The sequence below is a fragment of the Candidatus Poriferisocius sp. genome, assembly GCF_965204145.1.
In the GTDB taxonomy this organism is placed as follows: domain Bacteria; phylum Actinomycetota; class Acidimicrobiia; order Acidimicrobiales; family Bin134; genus Poriferisocius.
Window position 1 is genome coordinate 1,435,486 of record NZ_OZ241977.1, and the last position, 16,754, is coordinate 1,452,239.

Consider the following 16,754-nt stretch of genomic DNA (forward strand, 5'->3'; position numbering starts at 1 on the left):
GGCCGCGCGAATGGATGACCATCCATGGGTGGCGTCCGTTGGGCTCTCAGACATTTGTGCAGGCTCTAAACAGCCAATCGGACCTTTCCCGATCCGGCCAGAGTCCTGATAATCAGGGCGATCAAAAACAGCACCACCGTGCCTAAGGCCATGGTGGCCCCGGCCGCCGTGTCGTGGTGATAGCTGATGAGTAGGCCAAACACAACCGAAACTGTGCCGAGGATGGCCGCGGTGATCATGATAAGCGGAATCCGGTGGACCAGCATGGCCGCAGTGGACGGCGGCGCTACCAAGAAAGCGAAGACCAGCAGATTCCCGACTGCTTGGAATGAGGCGACGATGGAGACGGCCAACAGCGCCAGCAAGGCGGCGTGGGCGAGCCGGGGCCGAAGCCCCATCAGTCGGGCCTGGACTTCGTCGAAGGTCATCACCAGAAATGCCCGGTGGAGGACCACAATCCCCGACAACACGATTCCGGCGATGATGAGCTGTCGGAGTAGGTCGCTGTCGGTCACGCCGGTAATCGAACCGAACAAGAACCGGCTGAGATCGCCCGAGTATGCCCCCGAACTGCTGGACATGATCACCACCGCCAAGGCCAAGAACCCCACATAGAGCAACCCGATGGAGCTGTCGTCAGGCAGGGGGGAGTGGTTGCGGATGAGGTTGATGCCGGAAACCATGACCAACGCGGCGATCAGCGCGCCCAGCGTCGTATCGCCCCCGAGAATAAAAGCGATGGCCAGGCCGGGCAGCACCCCGTGGGCCAATGCCTCCCCGAAGAAGCTCATCCCCCGGAGGACCACCCACGTTCCCACCGTGGACGTGGCCAGCACCGCCAGCAACCCCGACCACAGGGCGTTGCGCATGAAGATGTTGTCGATGAAGGGTTCGACCCACCAGTCGAACGGGCTGGCCAATGACTCCACGCCGCGAACCCTAGCGGTGAGCCCTCGACGGCGTTACCCGAGGGCGCCGGCGATCCTCTGCGCGTTGGTGCGCAAGAAGCCAAGGTAGGTGTCGGAATCGCTTCCCGATGGACCAAGGGACCCGGTATCCAGCACGACGACCTCAACACCGGCCTGTCGAGCCAGTGCTTCGGCGTCATCGGAACTGTGCGTGGACTCGGCGAAGATAGCAGGCACCCCGGTCTGTTCGATCAGGCCGATGAGCTCCTGGAGTGCAGCCGGACTGGCCTCCCCTATAGACGAGCCGCCGGGGATAACCGTCCCAACCAGTTCGAAGTCATACCGGTTGGCGAAGTAGCCGAGGGCATCGTGGTTGGTGAGCATCAGGCGCTTTTCATGGGAAAGCGGCGCCAAGATCCCGTCGATCTCGGCGTCGAGGGCAATCAACTCACCCCGGTACTCGGCCACACAGGCGCTTAGCGCATCGGCGTCAAGCCCTGCCTGTGCCGCAAGAGCCTCGCTGAGGGGAAGAAGCGCATCGGCCACCTTGATTGGGTCGAACCACACGTGGGGGTCCTCGCCGCTGTGCCCGTGTCCTTCTTCCTCGTCGCCGTGGTCCTCACCTTCCTCTTCTTCTTCGTGGTGCTCTTCGCCTTCGCCTTCTTCTTCTTCGTGGTGCTCTTCGCCTTCGCCTTCTTCTTCTTCGTGGTGCTCTTCGCCTTCGCCTTCTTCTTCTTCGTGGTGCTCTTCGCCTTCGCCTTCTTCTTCTTCGTGGTGCTCTTCGCCTTCGCCTTCTTCTTCTTCGTGGTGCTCTTCGCCTTCGCCTTCTTCTTCTTCGTGGTGCTCTTCGCCTTCGCCTTCTTCTTCTTCGTGGTGCTCTTCGCCTTCGCCTTCTTCTTCTTCGTGGTGTTCGAGTTCCATGCCGGGGGCGAATCCAATGGTTTCGATGTGGTCAGCCATATGGAACACCGGCGTGCCGGCTTCCTCCACTGCCTCAAGGGTGTCGCCCAGACCCTCTTCGAGGTCGAGACCGTTGGCCACGATCATGACGGCGCCTTCCATTCGGCCCCGATCCTGCAATGAGGGTTGGAAGGCATGGGGGTCACCGCCGGGAGGAATGAGGGTGATTACTTCGGCTTGGTCGTCGCAAGCCACATTGGCCACCACATCGGCCCAGATAGAGGTCGTCGCCATAATGGTGGGCAAGCCATCAGCGCCTGCGTCGTCGTCATTGCCGCACCCTGAAACAAGTAAAGCCACAGCAGCCATAATGCACATGGCACGCCTCAGGACCTTTTTGGTATCAATAATCGTTCCCACACCCGTGACAATACTTAGGAATGAGTGTCATTCATAGATATCTGATGGAATACTGAACCCAGATGACTGCGGAATCACTTGCTGTGCCTGGCGACAAGGACCATTTGGCGGAAATTCATCTGCAAATAGGAGCCAGATTGGCTCGGCAGGGTCATCGTTACACCACCGGCCGTAGGCAACTTGTGGATGTGCTGGCCCAAGCCGGGCAACCGATGACGCTGCCGGACATCGTGGCGGCCGACCCAGACCTCGTCCAGAGTTCGGCATACCGAAACCTGGACGTGCTGGTTCGCAGCGGCCTCATCCGACGGATCAGCGCCGGAGGCGATCACGCCCATTTCGAACTGGCCGAGCCCCTGCTGGGACATCACCACCATCTGATCTGCATCAGCTGCGGTGGCATCGAGGACATCCACCTTGACAGCGAAGTGGAAATGCTGGTGGACCAAAGTTTGTCCGATATTGCCTCCCAAACCGGATTCACCCCTGTCCATCACAGCCTCGACCTTCACGGCCACTGCGCCGACTGCTGATCCGACATCCGTCGGGTGCGATGTCTGGCTGGCACGAGACGGCACCCACCCGGTACTGGCCGGAACGGCCTCCCTGTTGTTGGTGGACTAGCTGGCCAGCCTCATGTTGTAGCTGCCAGAGAGCGACCGGATCAGCAGGGCGAGCATGAACAGTACGACTGTGCCGAGCGCCATGGTGGCGCCAGCCGCAGTGTCTTGGTGATAGCTGATGAGCAAGCCGACTACCACGGAAACGGCGCCGATAACGACCGCGGTGGTCATGATGACTGGGATCCGCCGAACCAGCATTGCCGCCGTTGATGGCGGAGCCACCAAGAAGGCGAACACCAACAGGTTCCCGACGGCCTGAAATGACGCCACAATGGAGGTAGCCAAAAGTGCGAACAAAGCAGCGTGGGCCAGGCGGGGCCGAAGCCCCAGCAACTGAGCCTGGACCTCATCGAAGGTCATCACCAGGAACGCCCGGTGGAAAAACATGACTCCCAGCAACGTGACTCCAGCGATGATCAGTTGGCGATAGAGGTCACCGTCGTTCACCCCGGTAATGGAGCCGAACAAGAACCGGCTGAGGTCGCCTGAATAGGCCCCTGAGCTGCTGGACATGATCACCACCGCCAAGGCCAAGAACCCCACATAAAGCAAACCGATGGAGCTGTCGTCGGGCAACGGGGAGTGGACGCGGATGAGATTGATGCCGAAGACCATGATCAACGCGGCGATCAGCGCGCCCAGTGTGGTGTCGCCCCCAATGACGAAGGCGATGGCCAACCCGGGCATCACCCCATGGGCCAGAGCCTCCCCGAAGAAGCTCATGCCCCGAAGAACCACCCACGTTCCCACCGTGGACGTGGCTAGTACTGCCAGCAGCCCCGACCACAGGGCCTTTCGCATGAAGATGTTGTCGGCGAAGGGCTCGATCCACCAGTCGATTGGACTGGTCAGAAACTCCACTACCCCAACTTAGTTACCCGAATAGATCAACCGAGCCCTTCAATGATCACCTGTGCGTTGGTGCGCATGAACCCTATGTAGGTGTCAGCGCCGCTGCCAGCGGGACCCAGCGACCCGGTATTCAATGAGAGCACCTTCACACCGGCTGCTCGGCCCAGGGCATCAGCGTCATCGGTGCTGTGCGTTGTCTCCGAGAAGATGGCGGCCACACCGGTTTCTTCGATCAAATGAACCAGTTCCTGGAGACCCGCGGGGTTGGCCTCGGCCAAGGTTGAGCCACCCGGAATGACCGTCCCAATCAGTTGGAACCCATAGCGATTGGCGAAGTAGCCGAGGGCATCGTGGTTGGTGATCAATAGGCGATCCTCGGAATGCAGCGGGGCCAAGATTTCTTCAACTTCGGCGTCCAGAGCAATCAGCTCGCTGCGATATGCCGCTACACACTCTTGCAGGGCTCCAGCATCGAGGCCTGCTTGCGTGGCCAGGGCTTGGCTGAGCGCTGGCAGCGCATCGGCGACTCGAATGGGATCAAACCACACGTGGGGGTCAGCACCACCGTGGGCGTGGCCGTGCTCGTCCTCGTGCTCGTCGTCCTCGTGGCCGTGCTCGTCCTCGTGCTCGTCGTCCTCGTGGCCGTGCTCGTCCTCGTGCTCGTCGTCCTCGTGGCCGTGCTCGTCCTCGTGCTCGTCGTCCTCGTGGCCGTGCTCGTCCTCGTGCTCGTCCCTATTCATCGAGCCGTACTCAATAGTCGAGATGTGGTCTGCCATATGAAAAACCGGGGTGCCGGATTCCTCGACCGCTTCGAGAGTGTCCTCCAAACCCTCTTCCAAGTGGAGACCGTTGGTCACAACCAGTGCGGCGCTTTCCATGCGACCCCGATCCTGCAACGAGGGTTGGAATGCGTGCGGATCGCCCCCTGGGGGAATCAGAGTCGTCACATCTGCCAACCCGTCGCAGGCTACGTTCGCCACCACATCACCCCATATCGAAGTCGTGACTACAACCGCCGGGGTATCAATCGGAGTTGTCGGCACCACCGTCGGGGTGCCACTGGTATCCGCCGCGTCATCGTTCCCACACCCCCCAGCAATCAATGCCAACACAGCCAGCAAGCACCCCAAAGAAAATGCCGCTCGCCGCAAATTGATAATGAGTCTCATTCCTGAAAACCTATTTTGGGGAGAACTCCAATGGCAAGCCGACCACCGGCTTCACGCTCATCAAACTTCGGGAAAGGGAAGACCATGGCAGCAATAGTCCACGCGCTGTACATCATCGGCCAGCTCATTGCGATCATGGGGGTGGTATTCGCCCTCCCCCTGGTGGTGTGCGAATGCTGTCGGTACTGGTGGAGATGCCGGTGCGCCCGCCGTGAGCAGTGTCCCGGGCCTGCTGCTGAACCGAGTGGATCCATGTCCTTGCCGGCGCGTTGATCCAGGAGCGCGTCGGTTCCATCCGATGTAAGCCCCTAAAATAGAGAACACGAATGACTGGGCAACCACTACCGAACCCAGCACTGCCTCGACCTTCACGGGCATTGCGCCCATTGCTGAACTGTTTGCCGAGCCTTCGCCCCGGGCAATGCGGCTGACCGAACTCCGGCTAAACCCAGAGTTGCTCTCATGGCGCGATGAGATTAGGGAGTTTCTGAACTCAGAGATGGCGCCCGAGAAGGTGGCTGGCCATATCGACCTGACTGATCTGACCGGCCTCGACCAGGGGTTCGAGCGGCGTCACCAGCAGGAGGCTGCTCGCCGAGGCATGCTGGCTGTCTCATTGCCCGCGGCCGACGGCGGCCAGGGCCGGTCTCGGGCTTGGAAGCACGTGTACGACCTGGAGGCCGCCTTCCACGGTGCACCCTCCATCGACACCGGCGTGACGCTGTGCGGCTTCGTGCTTTCTCGTTTCGGGACCCGAGTCCAGAAGGCCCGCTGGCTGACGCCCATGGTTTCCGGGGAGATGCTGGGCGCCATCGCCTATAGCGAGGCCGGAGCCGGCAACAACTTGGCGGCCATCTCCACGACCGGGGTACGGGACTCTGGCGGGTGGGTGCTGTCGGGAACCAAGTCACACGTGACAGGTGCCCACAAGGCCGACGTGGCCGTGGTGCTTGCAGTAACTGATTCCAAGGAGAGGGCCCGCTCTTCGATGGCCATGTTCTTGGTTCCCCTGGATGCTCCCGGGGTCGAGGTAAAGCGAAGGCCCACCATCAACCGCTGGACTCTCGGCGAAATCGACCTTCGCCAGGTGAGACTCGACGACGATTGCGTGCTGGGCGAGGTTGGCGAGGGATGGTCGCAAGTGATGGCCGCGGTGGCCGCGGAACGGGGCTCTTTGGCCCACTACGGATGGGCCGAGCAGTGGTTGCAGCGGCTGCCAGCGGGAGTTGCCCAGCCGGAGCGGGCCAGGCTGCACGCGGCCGCGGCGCGAGTCCGGGCCTTCGGCCAGAGACTGATCGACTACGAAGAGTCTGGCCAGCCCGTTGGCTATGAGGCATCGGTGGTGAAGGTGGCATCCACCGAGCTTCTCCAGGACATCGCCCGCACGGCCCGATCGGGAGCGCAGCGGGGCGAAACCGACTGGACTCCGATCTTCGAGGACGGCCCGTCGTATGCCTATGACGTTCTTGAGGCCATTCACCCCACCGTGTCGGTCGGAGCGAACGAGACTCATCGGGACATGATTGCGGCCGATCTGTTGAGCCGCGACCTGTCTGTGGCCGCTCCCCCGTCCGCAACCTCCGACGACCCTGTTCTCTCTACTTGCGCCGAGCAGGCAGCGCAGGCCCGCCGAGTCTTGGCCCTGACTGCTCAGCACGCTCTCCAGCGCCCGTTGTACGGGAAGCAGGTGGGAGACCTCCAGGCGGCCCGTCATCGCTTCGTGGACATGGCTATCGCGGTTGAGGCCATGGAGCTGACCACTGCGGAGGCCGCCCTCGTCCCTTCCGGCCCCCAGCGCGACTATCTGGTGTCAGCAGCCAAGGTGACAGGGAACGAGTGCCTGCTGGATGTGATGGCCGGCGCCCATCAGCTGCACGGGGCCGACGGCTACTACGACGACCACTATCTCGCCCCGTTCACTCGTCGAGCTTGGGTCCTCCAGACTCAAGGGGGAAGCACCGCCGAGCATCTGGAGCAGTTGGCCCGCCTCACCGACTAGACGGGGGCGCTTCCGGCAATGGTCACCCGGTGGAGCACGCGCTCCTCGCCGGCCACATCCCCAACGACAGCGTGCTGGGTCGACCGGTTGTCCCAGATCACCAGATCGCCGCCGCGCCAGCGATGTCGGTAGGTGTTCTCGTAGCGCCCGATCACCCCGTAGAGGTACTCCAGCAGCGGGCGGCTCTCCTCGGGGGTCCACCCTTCGATACGGGTCACGTAGTTGTCGTTGACGAAAAGCGCCTCGGCCCCGGTGTCGGGATGAGACCGCACCACCGGATGGACGGCGACGACCGCCTCGTGGTCCAGTCCGGCTTCAGCGGCCAGGCTGGTGCCCTCGTGGACGGCGGAAAGCGAACGGAGCATGGCCTGGAATCCAGGCGACAATGACTCGAACGCCTTGGTTGCGCTGGCAAACATCGTGTCGCCGCCCACCTCGGGCAGAATTCGAGCCAGCAACAGGGTGTAGGCATGGGGCTCGCTCATGTGGGTCGAGTCGGAGTGCCAGGTCTGGGTGATGGGGTTCGGGTCGTAGATCTTCATGATCCCCGGGTACCCCTCGATCGAGGGCACATAGGGATGGATGGAGACCTCCCCCCATCTGGCGGCAAACGCCAGTTGGTCTTCAGGAGTCATGGCGCCCTGGTCGCGAATGCAGATCACACCGCTTCGGTGGAGTGCATCGCGTGCGGCTGAGAAATCGGCCTCCTCGATTCCGTTGGTCAGATCGAGCCCGATGACTTCCGCGCCCAGCGCCCCCGCCAGCGGTCGAATCTCCATGACCGGGAAACTCTAGTCCCACACGGCATCATGTCCGGAGTGCGACAAGCTGATTCTTCACGGGTAAGCTTGCGCTGATGGGTGCCTCGAGCAAACTTAGAAAATACCGCTCCGACCACGAAGACCTGAACACTCGCAGCCGTTCAGCGATTATTGAGGCGGGACAGGTGTTGTTCTTGGAGCAGGGAATCGCTTCCACGACGATGGGAGAAATCGCTGACCAGGCCGGCGTGAGCCGGGTGACCGTGTATCGCCACTTCCCCGAGTGCGGCGCAATTGCCTTCGAGGTATACAACCGAATGCTCGAGTCCATCCTCGAAGCCACAAGAGCAGAAGTGCCATCAGGGGTCAGCGGCCTTGACGCCGCTCGCCACTGTCTGAAGGCTCTCTTCACGGCATATCCATCTCAAGAATCTGCCTTTCGCCTTTGCGCGGCTTTCAGCTCCTACTACGCAATCGAGGAACGCTCCGACGAGCAGGCCGAGTGGTACGACGCTCGGGAGTTTCGCGGACTCGCCGATGCTTGTGGAGAGTTCTTCGGCTCCCAGCTTGACCGAGCAACGGCTAACCGCTTGATGGCACTCACCGATGCAGCGGCCAGCGGTCTGGGCAGCCTGGCATTAGCCAGCGCCCCTCAGAACCAAACCAACGTCGAGACCCGACTCCGCAATCTTGAAGAGATGGTCTTGGAGCACTTCGACGCTGTCATTGCCCCCAGCGCCTAGGCCTTGCTCGCGGTATCCCATCCGCGTCGAGCATCTCTATCCCTCAGGACCCTCAATGCGGTAAAGGGCAGCCGCGTTCTCCCATAGCAGCTTGCGGCGGACTTCCTCGGAATGGCCAGCGAGCGAGGCCTCGATCCGCTCCCGGACATTGCCATAGAGACAGGTCGGGTGGGGAAAGTCAGTCTCGAACAACACGTTGTCGACGCCGATCTTGTCGAGCAGCCGCTGCGGGGCCGTCTCCTCGAACCAGTAGCAGGCGTACACCTGGCGGCGGAAATACTCGCTGGGCATCATCTCGAAGTTCGAGGCCTTTTCGAGGCCTCCGCACTCATTGAAGGAGTGGTCAACAGCCTCGAGCACGAACGGGATGAAGCCGATGCCGCTCTCCACCGACACGAACTTGAGGTCGGGGTACCGAGGCAGCACACCGGACCCCAGCAGATCGGTGAGCTGGATGCCGTTCTTGAGGAACATCTCCAGAGACGCGTAGGCGTAGGTGGAAGGCTTGCCGTGGGCTGCCATCCGCTCTGGAGTGAACCCAGTGGTGGTGTCACCGCTGCCGATGTGGAAGCTGATGGGAAGACCGGCCTCTTGGGCCACCGACCACAGTGGATCCCAGTGGGGGTCACCGAGGAGGGGCAGCCCGAACCGCTGCGGCTCGCCAGTGAACAGGACCGCGCGGTGGCCGAGCTCGGCGCACCGGGCGACCTCCGCCACGGTGTCATCGATGTCCCAGAAGGGGGTCGAGATGACGGCTACGAATCGCCGCGGATCGGGAGAAATCCAGTCGAGCTGGAAGTTGTTGTACGCCTGGACGCAGGCCAGCATCAGCTCGCGGTCTTTCAGCTTCAAGAAATGCTGGGCTCCGAACCCCCCGACATTGGGATAGAGCACCTGAGCCCAGATTCCCTGCTCGTCCATGAGCTTTAGCCGCTCGCTGGAGTCGTAGGCCGCCGGGTGGATCTCCTCGAACACTGAGGGCCCAGCAGGAAAGGGCTCCGGCCATCCGGCCACCGCGGTCATTCCCACAGAGGAGAACACCTCGCCTCCCACGAACCAATGATCCTTTCCCTCCTCGGAGCGCTCTACCCGGGGTACACGGTCTTTCAACTTGGCGGGAACCCGGGATACAAACGTGTCGGGGGGCTCGGTGACATGGGTGTCGACGTCGATGACGAGCTCAGTGGTGGGCATGCCTCCAGTCTGCCCCACTGATGTCGGACAGAGGTACTTGACCCCTATTTCGTGATGCGGGCCATGCCGCCATCTATCACCACGGTCTGGCCGTTCATGAAGCTTGATTCGTCCGAGCACAGATACAGCAGTAAACCGACAAGGTCTTCGGGTTGGCCTGGTCGTCTGATGGTTTGGCGGGCCAGCAGCCTCTGCACCTGATCCTCAGGGAGCTTTGCGGTCATCACACCTGGAGCAATGCCATTGACCCTGATGTTGTCGGCAGAAAGCTCATCGGCGAGCACCTTCGTAACACCGTTGAGGGCCAACTTCGAAACCGTGTAGGCACCGGCATCGATCAATGCGCCGTTGGATGACTGATTGACGATGACGCCACCGCCCCGGCCGCGCATCGACTCGGCACAGGCCTTGGCGCACATGATGGGGGCGACGGTGTTCACAGCCATGATCTCCATCCATTCATCGGCGGAGAGGATCAACGCCTCGCTCCACTTCCCCCGAGCCAGCCCGGCGTTGTTGACCAGGATGTCGACGCCGCCAAATGCATCGTCGGCAGTCTTCACCATTGCGTTGATGCCTTCGTCGGAGGTCACGTCACAGCGGACTCCGACGGCCTGGGCCCCGGTTGAGGCGATGCTCTCGGCGGTGCGAACTGCTGCTTCGCCGTCGATATCAGAGACGACCACTGCGGCACCCTCTGAGGCGAGCGCCCGGGCATACACAACCCCCAACCCTCCGACACCGGCGCCGCCCGCACCAGTGACTATCGCAACTTTGCCTTCAAGTCTCATACAACCACCTCTTGCGCGCCTGAAATCCTATGTCCACCGTCCATCAAAGTTCGGGGTTAAGGGGCAAAGCTGAGGGGGATTCGGATGGTGGCCTCGGGTTCTTGGAGTCCGGAGTCGTTGACCGCGATCACGCAGTCGTCGACAGTGGCATCACAGATACCGCTGCCTACCGCGCCGACGATGACCGCCAACTCCACCGAGCCCTCGCCAGTGGGATTGGGATGCAAGATCCTGGCGTTGGTGAAGTCGCAGGCTCCCGAACCCTCCGTGCCCCCCTGGGAGCATTGGAGGATGTTCACGGTTTGCTCGGGGAGGAAGCCGCTCCACGTGACCACCACGATTTGCCCGTCGACTAGCCCGGTTGTCGGCTCGGCCGATGCTTGACGGCTGAGCTCGGGGACCTCGAATTCAACCGTTAAGCCGGAATCCGCTTCGGCTGCGAACACCAACTCGGCGTCGGGAGAGGAGCGGGGCTGTTGCAGGCGGGTGGCGGCCTCTTCATCCCCTACAAAGGCCACGGCCAAGAAGTCCATGATGGTGGTGATCACGTCGTCGAAGAGATCACTGGATTGACCTAGCCAAGAACCGTGGTCCGCGCCTTCTAGGGTCAAGAGGCCCTTTATCGCCGAGATGTCATTGAACAGCTTCGGAGAGGTTGCATAGAGGATCAAGGGGTCCTTGGTGCCGTGGACTATCAAGATGGGCGGAGTGGCGGCGAAGTCGTATTCCCCCTCAAACGGGGCCGGTGGACCTGCCATGGCCACCACCGCGTCTACTCGATCGTCGCGGCAACAACTGTTGGCGCTGATTCCCAGCACGGTGATCGCCCCGTTGGAATGCCCTATTGCCGCGATTTGGCTGTTGTCCACCGTGCCCGCCAACAGCCATTGGGGATCGGCGGCCCGTTCGACAACGGTGTCGATCAGAAAGCTCAGGTCCCCCGGTTGGGAACCTGTGTCGCCCGCATCCGGGCCACCAGGGTTGAAACGCGAGCTGCGGGGGAATTCGGGGGCGACAACCACGTATCCCCCTGAAGCCACCGCAGCCAGAAACTCTCCATATCCCTCCGGATAGCCGCCCAGACCATGGGCGAATAGCACCAGCGGATAGGGGCCACCGGCAGGTGAAGCGTTCTCGACCGGGGCGGACGCGCCATTAACCGCGGCCGGGTAGACGATCAGGGTCCGAAGCGTCCGGCTATCCCTACCGGGATCGCCTCCGCTCGGCGGTGTCACACGCCCATAATCGGTGTAGACCTCTTCGATGTAGCCGACTCCAGAGGCAACGGGGTCTGGCTCACTTGCGACAGCTTCAGCAGATACCAATGGAACGTCTCCGGCTGGGGTTCCGGCCGGGCCATCACCAGCTGGTTCAACCGGAGTTGTCTCCACCGCAGGAGTTGGCTGTGTGGTGGCGTCGCGTTGTGCGGCATCCCTTGCAGCCCCGTCCGATTGATCAGCAGACGACCCGCATGCCATCAGTAGAGCTGCGCCCAGGGCGACGACGCCGATAACGGCGCCGTTGACCGCCCTCACTATGCGACCACTCCTTTTACCTTCAGGTCGATGATGTCGTCCCAGTCCATGCCCAGGTTCTCGGTGAGGATCTCGTCACCGTGCTCGTTGAATCCCGGTGCCCGTCCCGGTGGGGCCGGCTCCCCGTTGAACTGGACGGGCACCGCCACCAGCTTGAAGGGGATCCCGTCTTCGGTCACCGCATCCTGGACGTAGCCATTGGCCTCTACCTGCGGGTCGTCGATGATCTCGAGGGTGTCCAGAGCCGGCGTCCACTGGCCGGAGAAGTCGGCAAACAGCTCCCGCACTTCTTCGAGGGTGCGGCTCGCCACCACCTCCTCGACGACGTCCCGAGCCGGCGAGGCATTGGCCATCAGCGCTTCGTAGGTGGCGAATCGCTCGTCTTCGATCAGTCCTGGGCGCCCGATTACCCGGCAGAACTCCTGCCAGTACGGGAGGGGCTGGAGGCAGGTGATGTTGATGGTGTAGCCGTCGGCGGTGACGTAGTTGCCGAGGAGCGGCTGGGTGAGCCCGCTGAGATCGACCGGTCGCCACGGCGTGTTGTTGACGTGCGACATCGCCACACCGGCACCCATAGCCCACAGTCCGGTGCCCAGCAGCGACACCTCCAGGGCGACGGCCTCTCCGGTTCGCTCTCGATGGAACAACGCGGTGGCAATCCCCCCGGCGATGGTCATCGCCCCGATTGAGTCGCCGAAGGCCGGACCCGGCTGAGTGGGCATGCGATCATCGTCGGTGTACCAGGTACCCATGGCCGCCCCCGACCGCACCCAGAACGACGTCATGTCGTAGCCGCCCCGATTGCCCTCCGGCCCCTTGGGACCCCATGCGGTGCCTGCCGCGTACACGATGTTCTCGTTATGGGGCCGCACCTCTTCCTCGGTTATCTGCAGCCGCTCTCGCACATTCGGCGGCTTGTTGGTGAGAAAGACATCAGAAATGGCGATTAACTGGTGCAGAATCGACATCCCCTCCTCGGCTTGGAGGTCAAGCCCGAGGCTGCGCTTTCCTCGGTTGGCGTGTTCCATGATGGCGTGGACTTGCCCCTTGAGGTCGAGTGCCCCACTGGACGCCAGGCCTCGAGCGGCGTCTCCCCGCTGGGCGTGCTCGATCTTGATTACATCAGCACCCCAGTCGGCCAGCACCGCTGAAGCCGCGGGCACAAAGGTGTGATCGCAGACATCCAGGATGCGGATGCCCTCCATCGGTTGAATCATGAGCTCCTCTTCCTCCTGCTCCCCCGTCGAGGCGACGCTACCAATACGATCTCAGCGTGAGCGAGATTGAGTCTGCGTGGGGCCGGTACCCCGGCTATGCCATTGATCTGATCCCGTGGTCGGGTCGGGGTCGGTCGACGTTCAACGGAGCCACCGTGGCCGAAAGCGACTCATGCCTGATTGTCAAGGAGTCGGACCACCAGGACCAGCTCTACTTCCCTATGGACGACGTGGCCTGGGAGCACTTCACCGAGACCGAGTTGCACACGGTGTGCCCGTTCAAAGGTGAGGCCGACTATTGGACGCTGGCGGTCGGCGGCGACACCGAGGAGAACGTGATGTGGGCCTACCGCCGGCCCTTCCCAGAAGTCGCCGGCCTCGAGGGCCACGTGGCCTTCTACACCGATCGGGTCCAAGTCGAGCTTCTTGAAGAGGTGGCAGAGGATGGCGGCGACATCGTGGCCTACCGCTTTCCGGTTTGGGGCACCGCCGCCGATTTGGCGCGATTAATCAACGTGGTACCCGATGGCGACCGGCGGTTCACCAGTCCGTCGTTCCCCGACCCGCCCCTGGGCACCTTCATCGACCTCCCTGATGACCGGCGACCCCGCCAAGTGATTGAGGGCGGCCAGCTCTTGGGCCAGGCCATTGTGGCGGCATCCAAGACCGTCCCCGACCAGCGGGTGGTGTCGGCCTCGATGGTCTTCACCAGAGCGGCCCGGTTCGACTCTCCCTTGGCCGTCGAAGTGGACCTGCTGCGTCAGGGCCGGACCTACTCCACCGTGGAGACCCGTATCGTCCAACACGACAAGCTGTGTGCTGTGGGCTTGGTCCTGCTCGACAGCGGTGCCGAGGACGTTTACCGGGTGACCGCGGAGATGCCTGAGGTTCCCGATCCATTGGATTGCCCGCTGCGGGACTTCCAGGTGATCGGGCGCGACATCCGGGTGGTGGACGGTGCCTACAACTTCGATCCCGATGATGTGGGTCCCCCCGAGCTGTACGTGTGGATGCGCTACCGCGACCGGCCCGATTCCCCCGTCATGCAGGCTGCTCTGCTGGCCCAGGCCACCACGCACTACACCATCGGGGCGTCGATGCGGCCCCACCAGGGCATCACCGAGGCTTTGGCCCACGTCACCCTGTCAACTGGTCCTATGGCGGTCGACATCGCCTTCCACGACGAGGCCGACGTATCTGACTGGCATCTCTACGAGAATCCAGCCGTCTACGCCGGCCGGGGCCAAGTGCAGGGCCAAGGCCGAATTTTCGCCCAAGACGGACGCCTCGTCGCCTCCTACTCCTGTCATGCCATGGTGAGGTCATTCGACACCGACCCCAACCACATCGGCGGCTTCACCTCAGCTATGTAGCCATCCGCCTCATGGAGCAAGCTTTTGCGGGCCCGTCAGCTCTCTCATTCGGCGAAAGACATCCACCCCCAGTTGGTTCCACACGTGGAGCAGATCGACGAGCACCCAGTTCTCACGTATCGACCGCCGGCCCGTGGCCGGGTCGGTTTCCAGTCGCCAGAAATCGAGGCTGCGCATGGTGATCTCCCGGTCTGAAGGAGCGATTCCAAGCCAGCCGTCGCCAGTCACCGTCATCGCCATTCCCGGCCAGGCGGTGACGCCGACGTAGTTGTTGTCGCCGAAGAAATGGCTCACGCTGCTGAAGTCGACCCGGCGGTCAGGCATGGCGGCAAGAAACGGGATCTGGTGCCAGTTGCGGAAACCGTTCACCCCTCGTCCTGTTCCGATACCGGCAGGGCCATACCAACTGAACTTCGGATGCCACCAGTGCGCCAGGCGCATCACTTCCTCAGGCTCGGCGGGATGACGACCCATGTCTGTCAGCATCCCAGTGACCCAGTCCACGCTGGCCTGCGATACCGCGGCATCCCTCAAACCGCGGTGAACGCCGTCTTGGGTGGCGGGTGCGGGCGCATGCCAATAGCGGCCAAGGCTCGGGCCCATTGGCCACACACCAGCCTGCATCATCATTTCGGGGATATCCCAAAGGGCCTGCATCTCAACCACGCGTCCTTCAACCATGTGGAAGAACTCGTGGTAGCGCATTGCCGCCTGGTGCCCGGTTGGGGGAATGTCGAGAAACGGCCCCTGCCAGGTACCGGTGTAATGGCCGCAGCACCCTACCCAGCTGTCCCCCTGATCATCGTCTCCGGCCATCACGATGAAGTCGCGACGTTCGACATCGGGTATCGCCAAGGCCAACTTGCTCAAAGCCTGGTCCCAGAGGCCCTCAGGACCGTCGAGATCTTCGAATGGAAATGCCAGATGCACCTGAGCCTCGGGGGTGAAGGCATCCCTCAGCACCGACCGCACATCCGCATCCGTCCAGTGGTACAGCGCCTCTCGAAGCGGGGCGAGCGCAACCTTGTTGTCATCGTGAGTGGTCATGCCATGCTCCTCAACCAGATGTAGACGTCAAGCGGCTCGCCACAATTTCTCCGAAGCCAACTCCGCTCCCTGGGCGAGCACTTCGAGCTTGGCGAACGCAATCTCAGGATCGATCCCCTCAAATCCGGCAAACGACGAGAACCCGCAATCAGTGCCGGCCATCACCCGCTCGCGGCCCACGATCTCCGCGAACCGCTCGATGCGCTGAGCGATCAACTCCGGGTGTTCGACAAAGTGGGTCGTGGTGTCAACAACGCCGGGAACCAGCACCTTGTCTTCAGGAATGGTCGCCTCCGCAAAGGTTCTCCACTCGTGGGCATGCCTTGGGTTGGCCGACTCAAACAGCAGGGCTTGGGGTTTGGCCTTGAGCGCTATCGGCAGCACTTGAGACATCGGCGCATCGTGGGTGTGGGGACCCTCGTAATTGCCCCAGCAGATGTGGAGCCTCATCCTGCTGGGATCGATATTCCTCACCGCATGGTTCAACGCCTCAACATGGACGGTTGCCAGCCGCTCGTACTCGTCATCGGGCCTGCCCTTGAACATCATGTGCCGACCCAGCCCAAGGTCGGGCGAGTCGAGTTGCAGCAGGAAGCCGGCATTCACGATGGCCTCGTACTCGGCTCTCATGGCATCGGCAAGGGCATAGAGGTAGGCCTCGTGGTCTCCGTAGTAGGCGTCAGGTTGGAAGAGGGCGATTACCCCTGGAGAAGCGGCGTTGATGAAACCCTCGACCGGAGTGTGCCCCTCGGTGGCCGCTCGGAAGTTGGCGATGTCTGTCTGACAAGGCCCCATGTCCATCACCTCCACGGGGCCGACGCACTGGGGCCGGGTATAGGTCGGCGTGCCTCCGGTAGCGGCCTGGCGCTCGAGGAACGAGGGGAAGTCCTCCAGATCAGCAGGCGCCCGCCGGGGACTGTCGCCCTCAAATCCAGTGACGCGGTATCTGATGTAGGTGGCATAGCTGAGCTTGCTCATCTCGCCATCGCTCACTACGTCCACCCCAGCCGACACTTGTCGGGCCACAATTGCCTCCACCGCGGCTGCGACGACGGCATTGTGCTCGTCGACATCAATGGACTCGCCTCTCTCGATCGCAAACACCCCTCGCGTAACGGCCTCGGACCGGGGCAAGCTGCCGACATGGGTTGTGAGAATGCGGTCGATGCTGGTCCTCATCGTGCACGGATCCTGGCGGATACACCGCCACCGGAGGCGGCAC

Annotated in this window: 15 protein-coding genes; 4 read left to right on the forward strand and 11 right to left on the reverse strand. The window is 62.3% G+C overall.

What is annotated here, in order from left to right:
* Nucleotides 1-65: 65 nt before the first annotated feature.
* A complete protein-coding gene (locus ACOGI7_RS06560; RefSeq protein ID WP_419851112.1) occupies nt 66-929 on the reverse strand; it encodes a metal ABC transporter permease in 864 nt (287 codons plus the stop codon).
* A 33-nt stretch (nt 930-962) separates the two neighbouring features.
* Entirely contained in the window at nt 963-2,168 is a 1,206-nt protein-coding gene (locus ACOGI7_RS06565) for a metal ABC transporter substrate-binding protein (RefSeq protein WP_419851113.1), read from the reverse strand.
* Nucleotides 2,169-2,290: 122 nt separating this feature from the next.
* Between ACOGI7_RS06565 and ACOGI7_RS06570 the strand changes: the two genes are divergently transcribed.
* The gene (locus ACOGI7_RS06570; RefSeq protein WP_419851114.1) at nt 2,291-2,761 is read left to right on the forward strand and encodes a Fur family transcriptional regulator; all 471 of its coding nucleotides are present in this window, start codon (nt 2,291-2,293) and stop codon (nt 2,759-2,761) included.
* Nucleotides 2,762-2,848: 87 nt separating this feature from the next.
* On the opposite strand, the gene ACOGI7_RS06575 is transcribed toward ACOGI7_RS06570, so the two are convergent.
* The gene (locus ACOGI7_RS06575; protein WP_419851115.1) at nt 2,849-3,712 is read right to left on the reverse strand and encodes a metal ABC transporter permease; all 864 of its coding nucleotides are present in this window, start codon (nt 3,710-3,712) and stop codon (nt 2,849-2,851) included.
* Between the two features lie 26 nt (nt 3,713-3,738).
* Nucleotides 3,739-4,872 carry a metal ABC transporter substrate-binding protein gene (locus tag ACOGI7_RS06580; RefSeq protein WP_419851116.1) on the reverse strand — a complete coding sequence of 378 codons (1,134 nt, stop codon included), beginning with the start codon at nt 4,870-4,872 and terminating at the stop codon, nt 3,739-3,741.
* Between the two features lie 421 nt (nt 4,873-5,293).
* On the opposite strand from ACOGI7_RS06580, the gene ACOGI7_RS06585 reads away from it, so the two are divergent.
* The gene (locus ACOGI7_RS06585; protein WP_419851117.1) at nt 5,294-6,871 is read left to right on the forward strand and encodes an acyl-CoA dehydrogenase family protein; all 1,578 of its coding nucleotides are present in this window, start codon (nt 5,294-5,296) and stop codon (nt 6,869-6,871) included.
* Here the strand turns inward: ACOGI7_RS06585 and ACOGI7_RS06590 are convergent.
* A complete protein-coding gene (locus ACOGI7_RS06590; RefSeq protein ID WP_419851118.1) occupies nt 6,868-7,650 on the reverse strand; it encodes a TauD/TfdA dioxygenase family protein in 783 nt (260 codons plus the stop codon). The genes ACOGI7_RS06585 and ACOGI7_RS06590 overlap by 4 nt on opposite strands.
* Nucleotides 7,651-7,727: 77 nt before the next feature.
* Here ACOGI7_RS06590 and ACOGI7_RS06595 point away from each other — a divergent pair, with 77 nt between their 5' ends.
* Complete coding sequence (locus ACOGI7_RS06595; protein WP_419851119.1) at nt 7,728-8,375, forward strand: TetR/AcrR family transcriptional regulator; 648 nt, start codon at nt 7,728-7,730, stop codon at nt 8,373-8,375.
* Nucleotides 8,376-8,411: 36 nt separating this feature from the next.
* Here the strand turns inward: ACOGI7_RS06595 and ACOGI7_RS06600 are convergent, their stop codons facing one another.
* The 4 genes from ACOGI7_RS06600 to ACOGI7_RS06615 all read right to left on the reverse strand — a co-directional run bounded on the left by ACOGI7_RS06600 (nt 8,412) and on the right by ACOGI7_RS06615 (nt 13,112).
* Nucleotides 8,412-9,569, reverse strand: a complete 1,158-nt coding sequence (locus ACOGI7_RS06600) for an amidohydrolase family protein (protein WP_419851120.1) — start codon at nt 9,567-9,569, stop codon at nt 8,412-8,414.
* A 44-nt stretch (nt 9,570-9,613) separates the two neighbouring features.
* On the reverse strand, nt 9,614-10,360 hold the full coding sequence (locus ACOGI7_RS06605) for an SDR family NAD(P)-dependent oxidoreductase (RefSeq protein WP_419851121.1): 747 nt from the start codon (nt 10,358-10,360) through the stop codon (nt 9,614-9,616).
* Between the two features lie 56 nt (nt 10,361-10,416).
* Nucleotides 10,417-11,595, reverse strand: a complete 1,179-nt coding sequence (locus ACOGI7_RS06610; protein ID WP_419851122.1) for a neocarzinostatin apoprotein domain-containing protein — start codon at nt 11,593-11,595, stop codon at nt 10,417-10,419.
* Between the two features lie 299 nt (nt 11,596-11,894).
* Nucleotides 11,895-13,112 (reverse strand): CaiB/BaiF CoA transferase family protein, encoded by a 1,218-nt coding sequence (locus ACOGI7_RS06615; RefSeq protein ID WP_419851123.1) that lies wholly within the window; start codon nt 13,110-13,112, stop codon nt 11,895-11,897.
* Between the two features lie 56 nt (nt 13,113-13,168).
* Here ACOGI7_RS06615 and ACOGI7_RS06620 point away from each other — a divergent pair, with 56 nt between their 5' ends.
* Nucleotides 13,169-14,485, forward strand: a complete 1,317-nt coding sequence (locus ACOGI7_RS06620) for a DUF427 domain-containing protein (protein ID WP_419851124.1) — start codon at nt 13,169-13,171, stop codon at nt 14,483-14,485.
* A 9-nt stretch (nt 14,486-14,494) separates the two neighbouring features.
* Here ACOGI7_RS06620 and ACOGI7_RS06625 read toward each other — a convergent pair whose 3' ends face one another.
* Nucleotides 14,495-15,532 carry an ester cyclase gene (locus tag ACOGI7_RS06625; RefSeq protein WP_419851125.1) on the reverse strand — a complete coding sequence of 346 codons (1,038 nt, stop codon included), beginning with the start codon at nt 15,530-15,532 and terminating at the stop codon, nt 14,495-14,497.
* A 27-nt stretch (nt 15,533-15,559) separates the two neighbouring features.
* Nucleotides 15,560-16,711, reverse strand: coding sequence for a cobalamin-independent methionine synthase II family protein (locus tag ACOGI7_RS06630; protein WP_419851126.1), 1,152 nt, complete (start codon nt 16,709-16,711; stop codon nt 15,560-15,562).
* Nucleotides 16,712-16,754 lie beyond the last annotated feature (43 nt).

Excerpts from the sequence above, each read along its gene's own strand:
- ACOGI7_RS06570 (WP_419851114.1), top strand. The coding sequence starts at position 2,291 with ATGACTGCGGAATCACTTGCTGTGCCTGGCGACAAGGACCATTTGGCG.
- ACOGI7_RS06580 (WP_419851116.1), bottom strand. The coding sequence starts at position 4,872 with ATGAGACTCATTATCAATTTGCGGCGAGCGGCATTTTCTTTGGGGTGC.
- ACOGI7_RS06585 (WP_419851117.1), top strand. The coding sequence starts at position 5,294 with ATGCGGCTGACCGAACTCCGGCTAAACCCAGAGTTGCTCTCATGGCGC.
- ACOGI7_RS06590 (WP_419851118.1), bottom strand. The coding sequence starts at position 7,650 with ATGGAGATTCGACCGCTGGCGGGGGCGCTGGGCGCGGAAGTCATCGGG.
- ACOGI7_RS06595 (WP_419851119.1), top strand. The coding sequence starts at position 7,728 with ATGGGTGCCTCGAGCAAACTTAGAAAATACCGCTCCGACCACGAAGAC.
- ACOGI7_RS06600 (WP_419851120.1), bottom strand. The coding sequence starts at position 9,569 with ATGCCCACCACTGAGCTCGTCATCGACGTCGACACCCATGTCACCGAG.
- ACOGI7_RS06605 (WP_419851121.1), bottom strand. The coding sequence starts at position 10,360 with ATGAGACTTGAAGGCAAAGTTGCGATAGTCACTGGTGCGGGCGGCGCC.
- ACOGI7_RS06615 (WP_419851123.1), bottom strand. The coding sequence starts at position 13,112 with ATGATTCAACCGATGGAGGGCATCCGCATCCTGGATGTCTGCGATCAC.
- ACOGI7_RS06625 (WP_419851125.1), bottom strand. The coding sequence starts at position 15,532 with ATGACCACTCACGATGACAACAAGGTTGCGCTCGCCCCGCTTCGAGAG.
- ACOGI7_RS06630 (WP_419851126.1), bottom strand. The coding sequence starts at position 16,711 with ATGAGGACCAGCATCGACCGCATTCTCACAACCCATGTCGGCAGCTTG.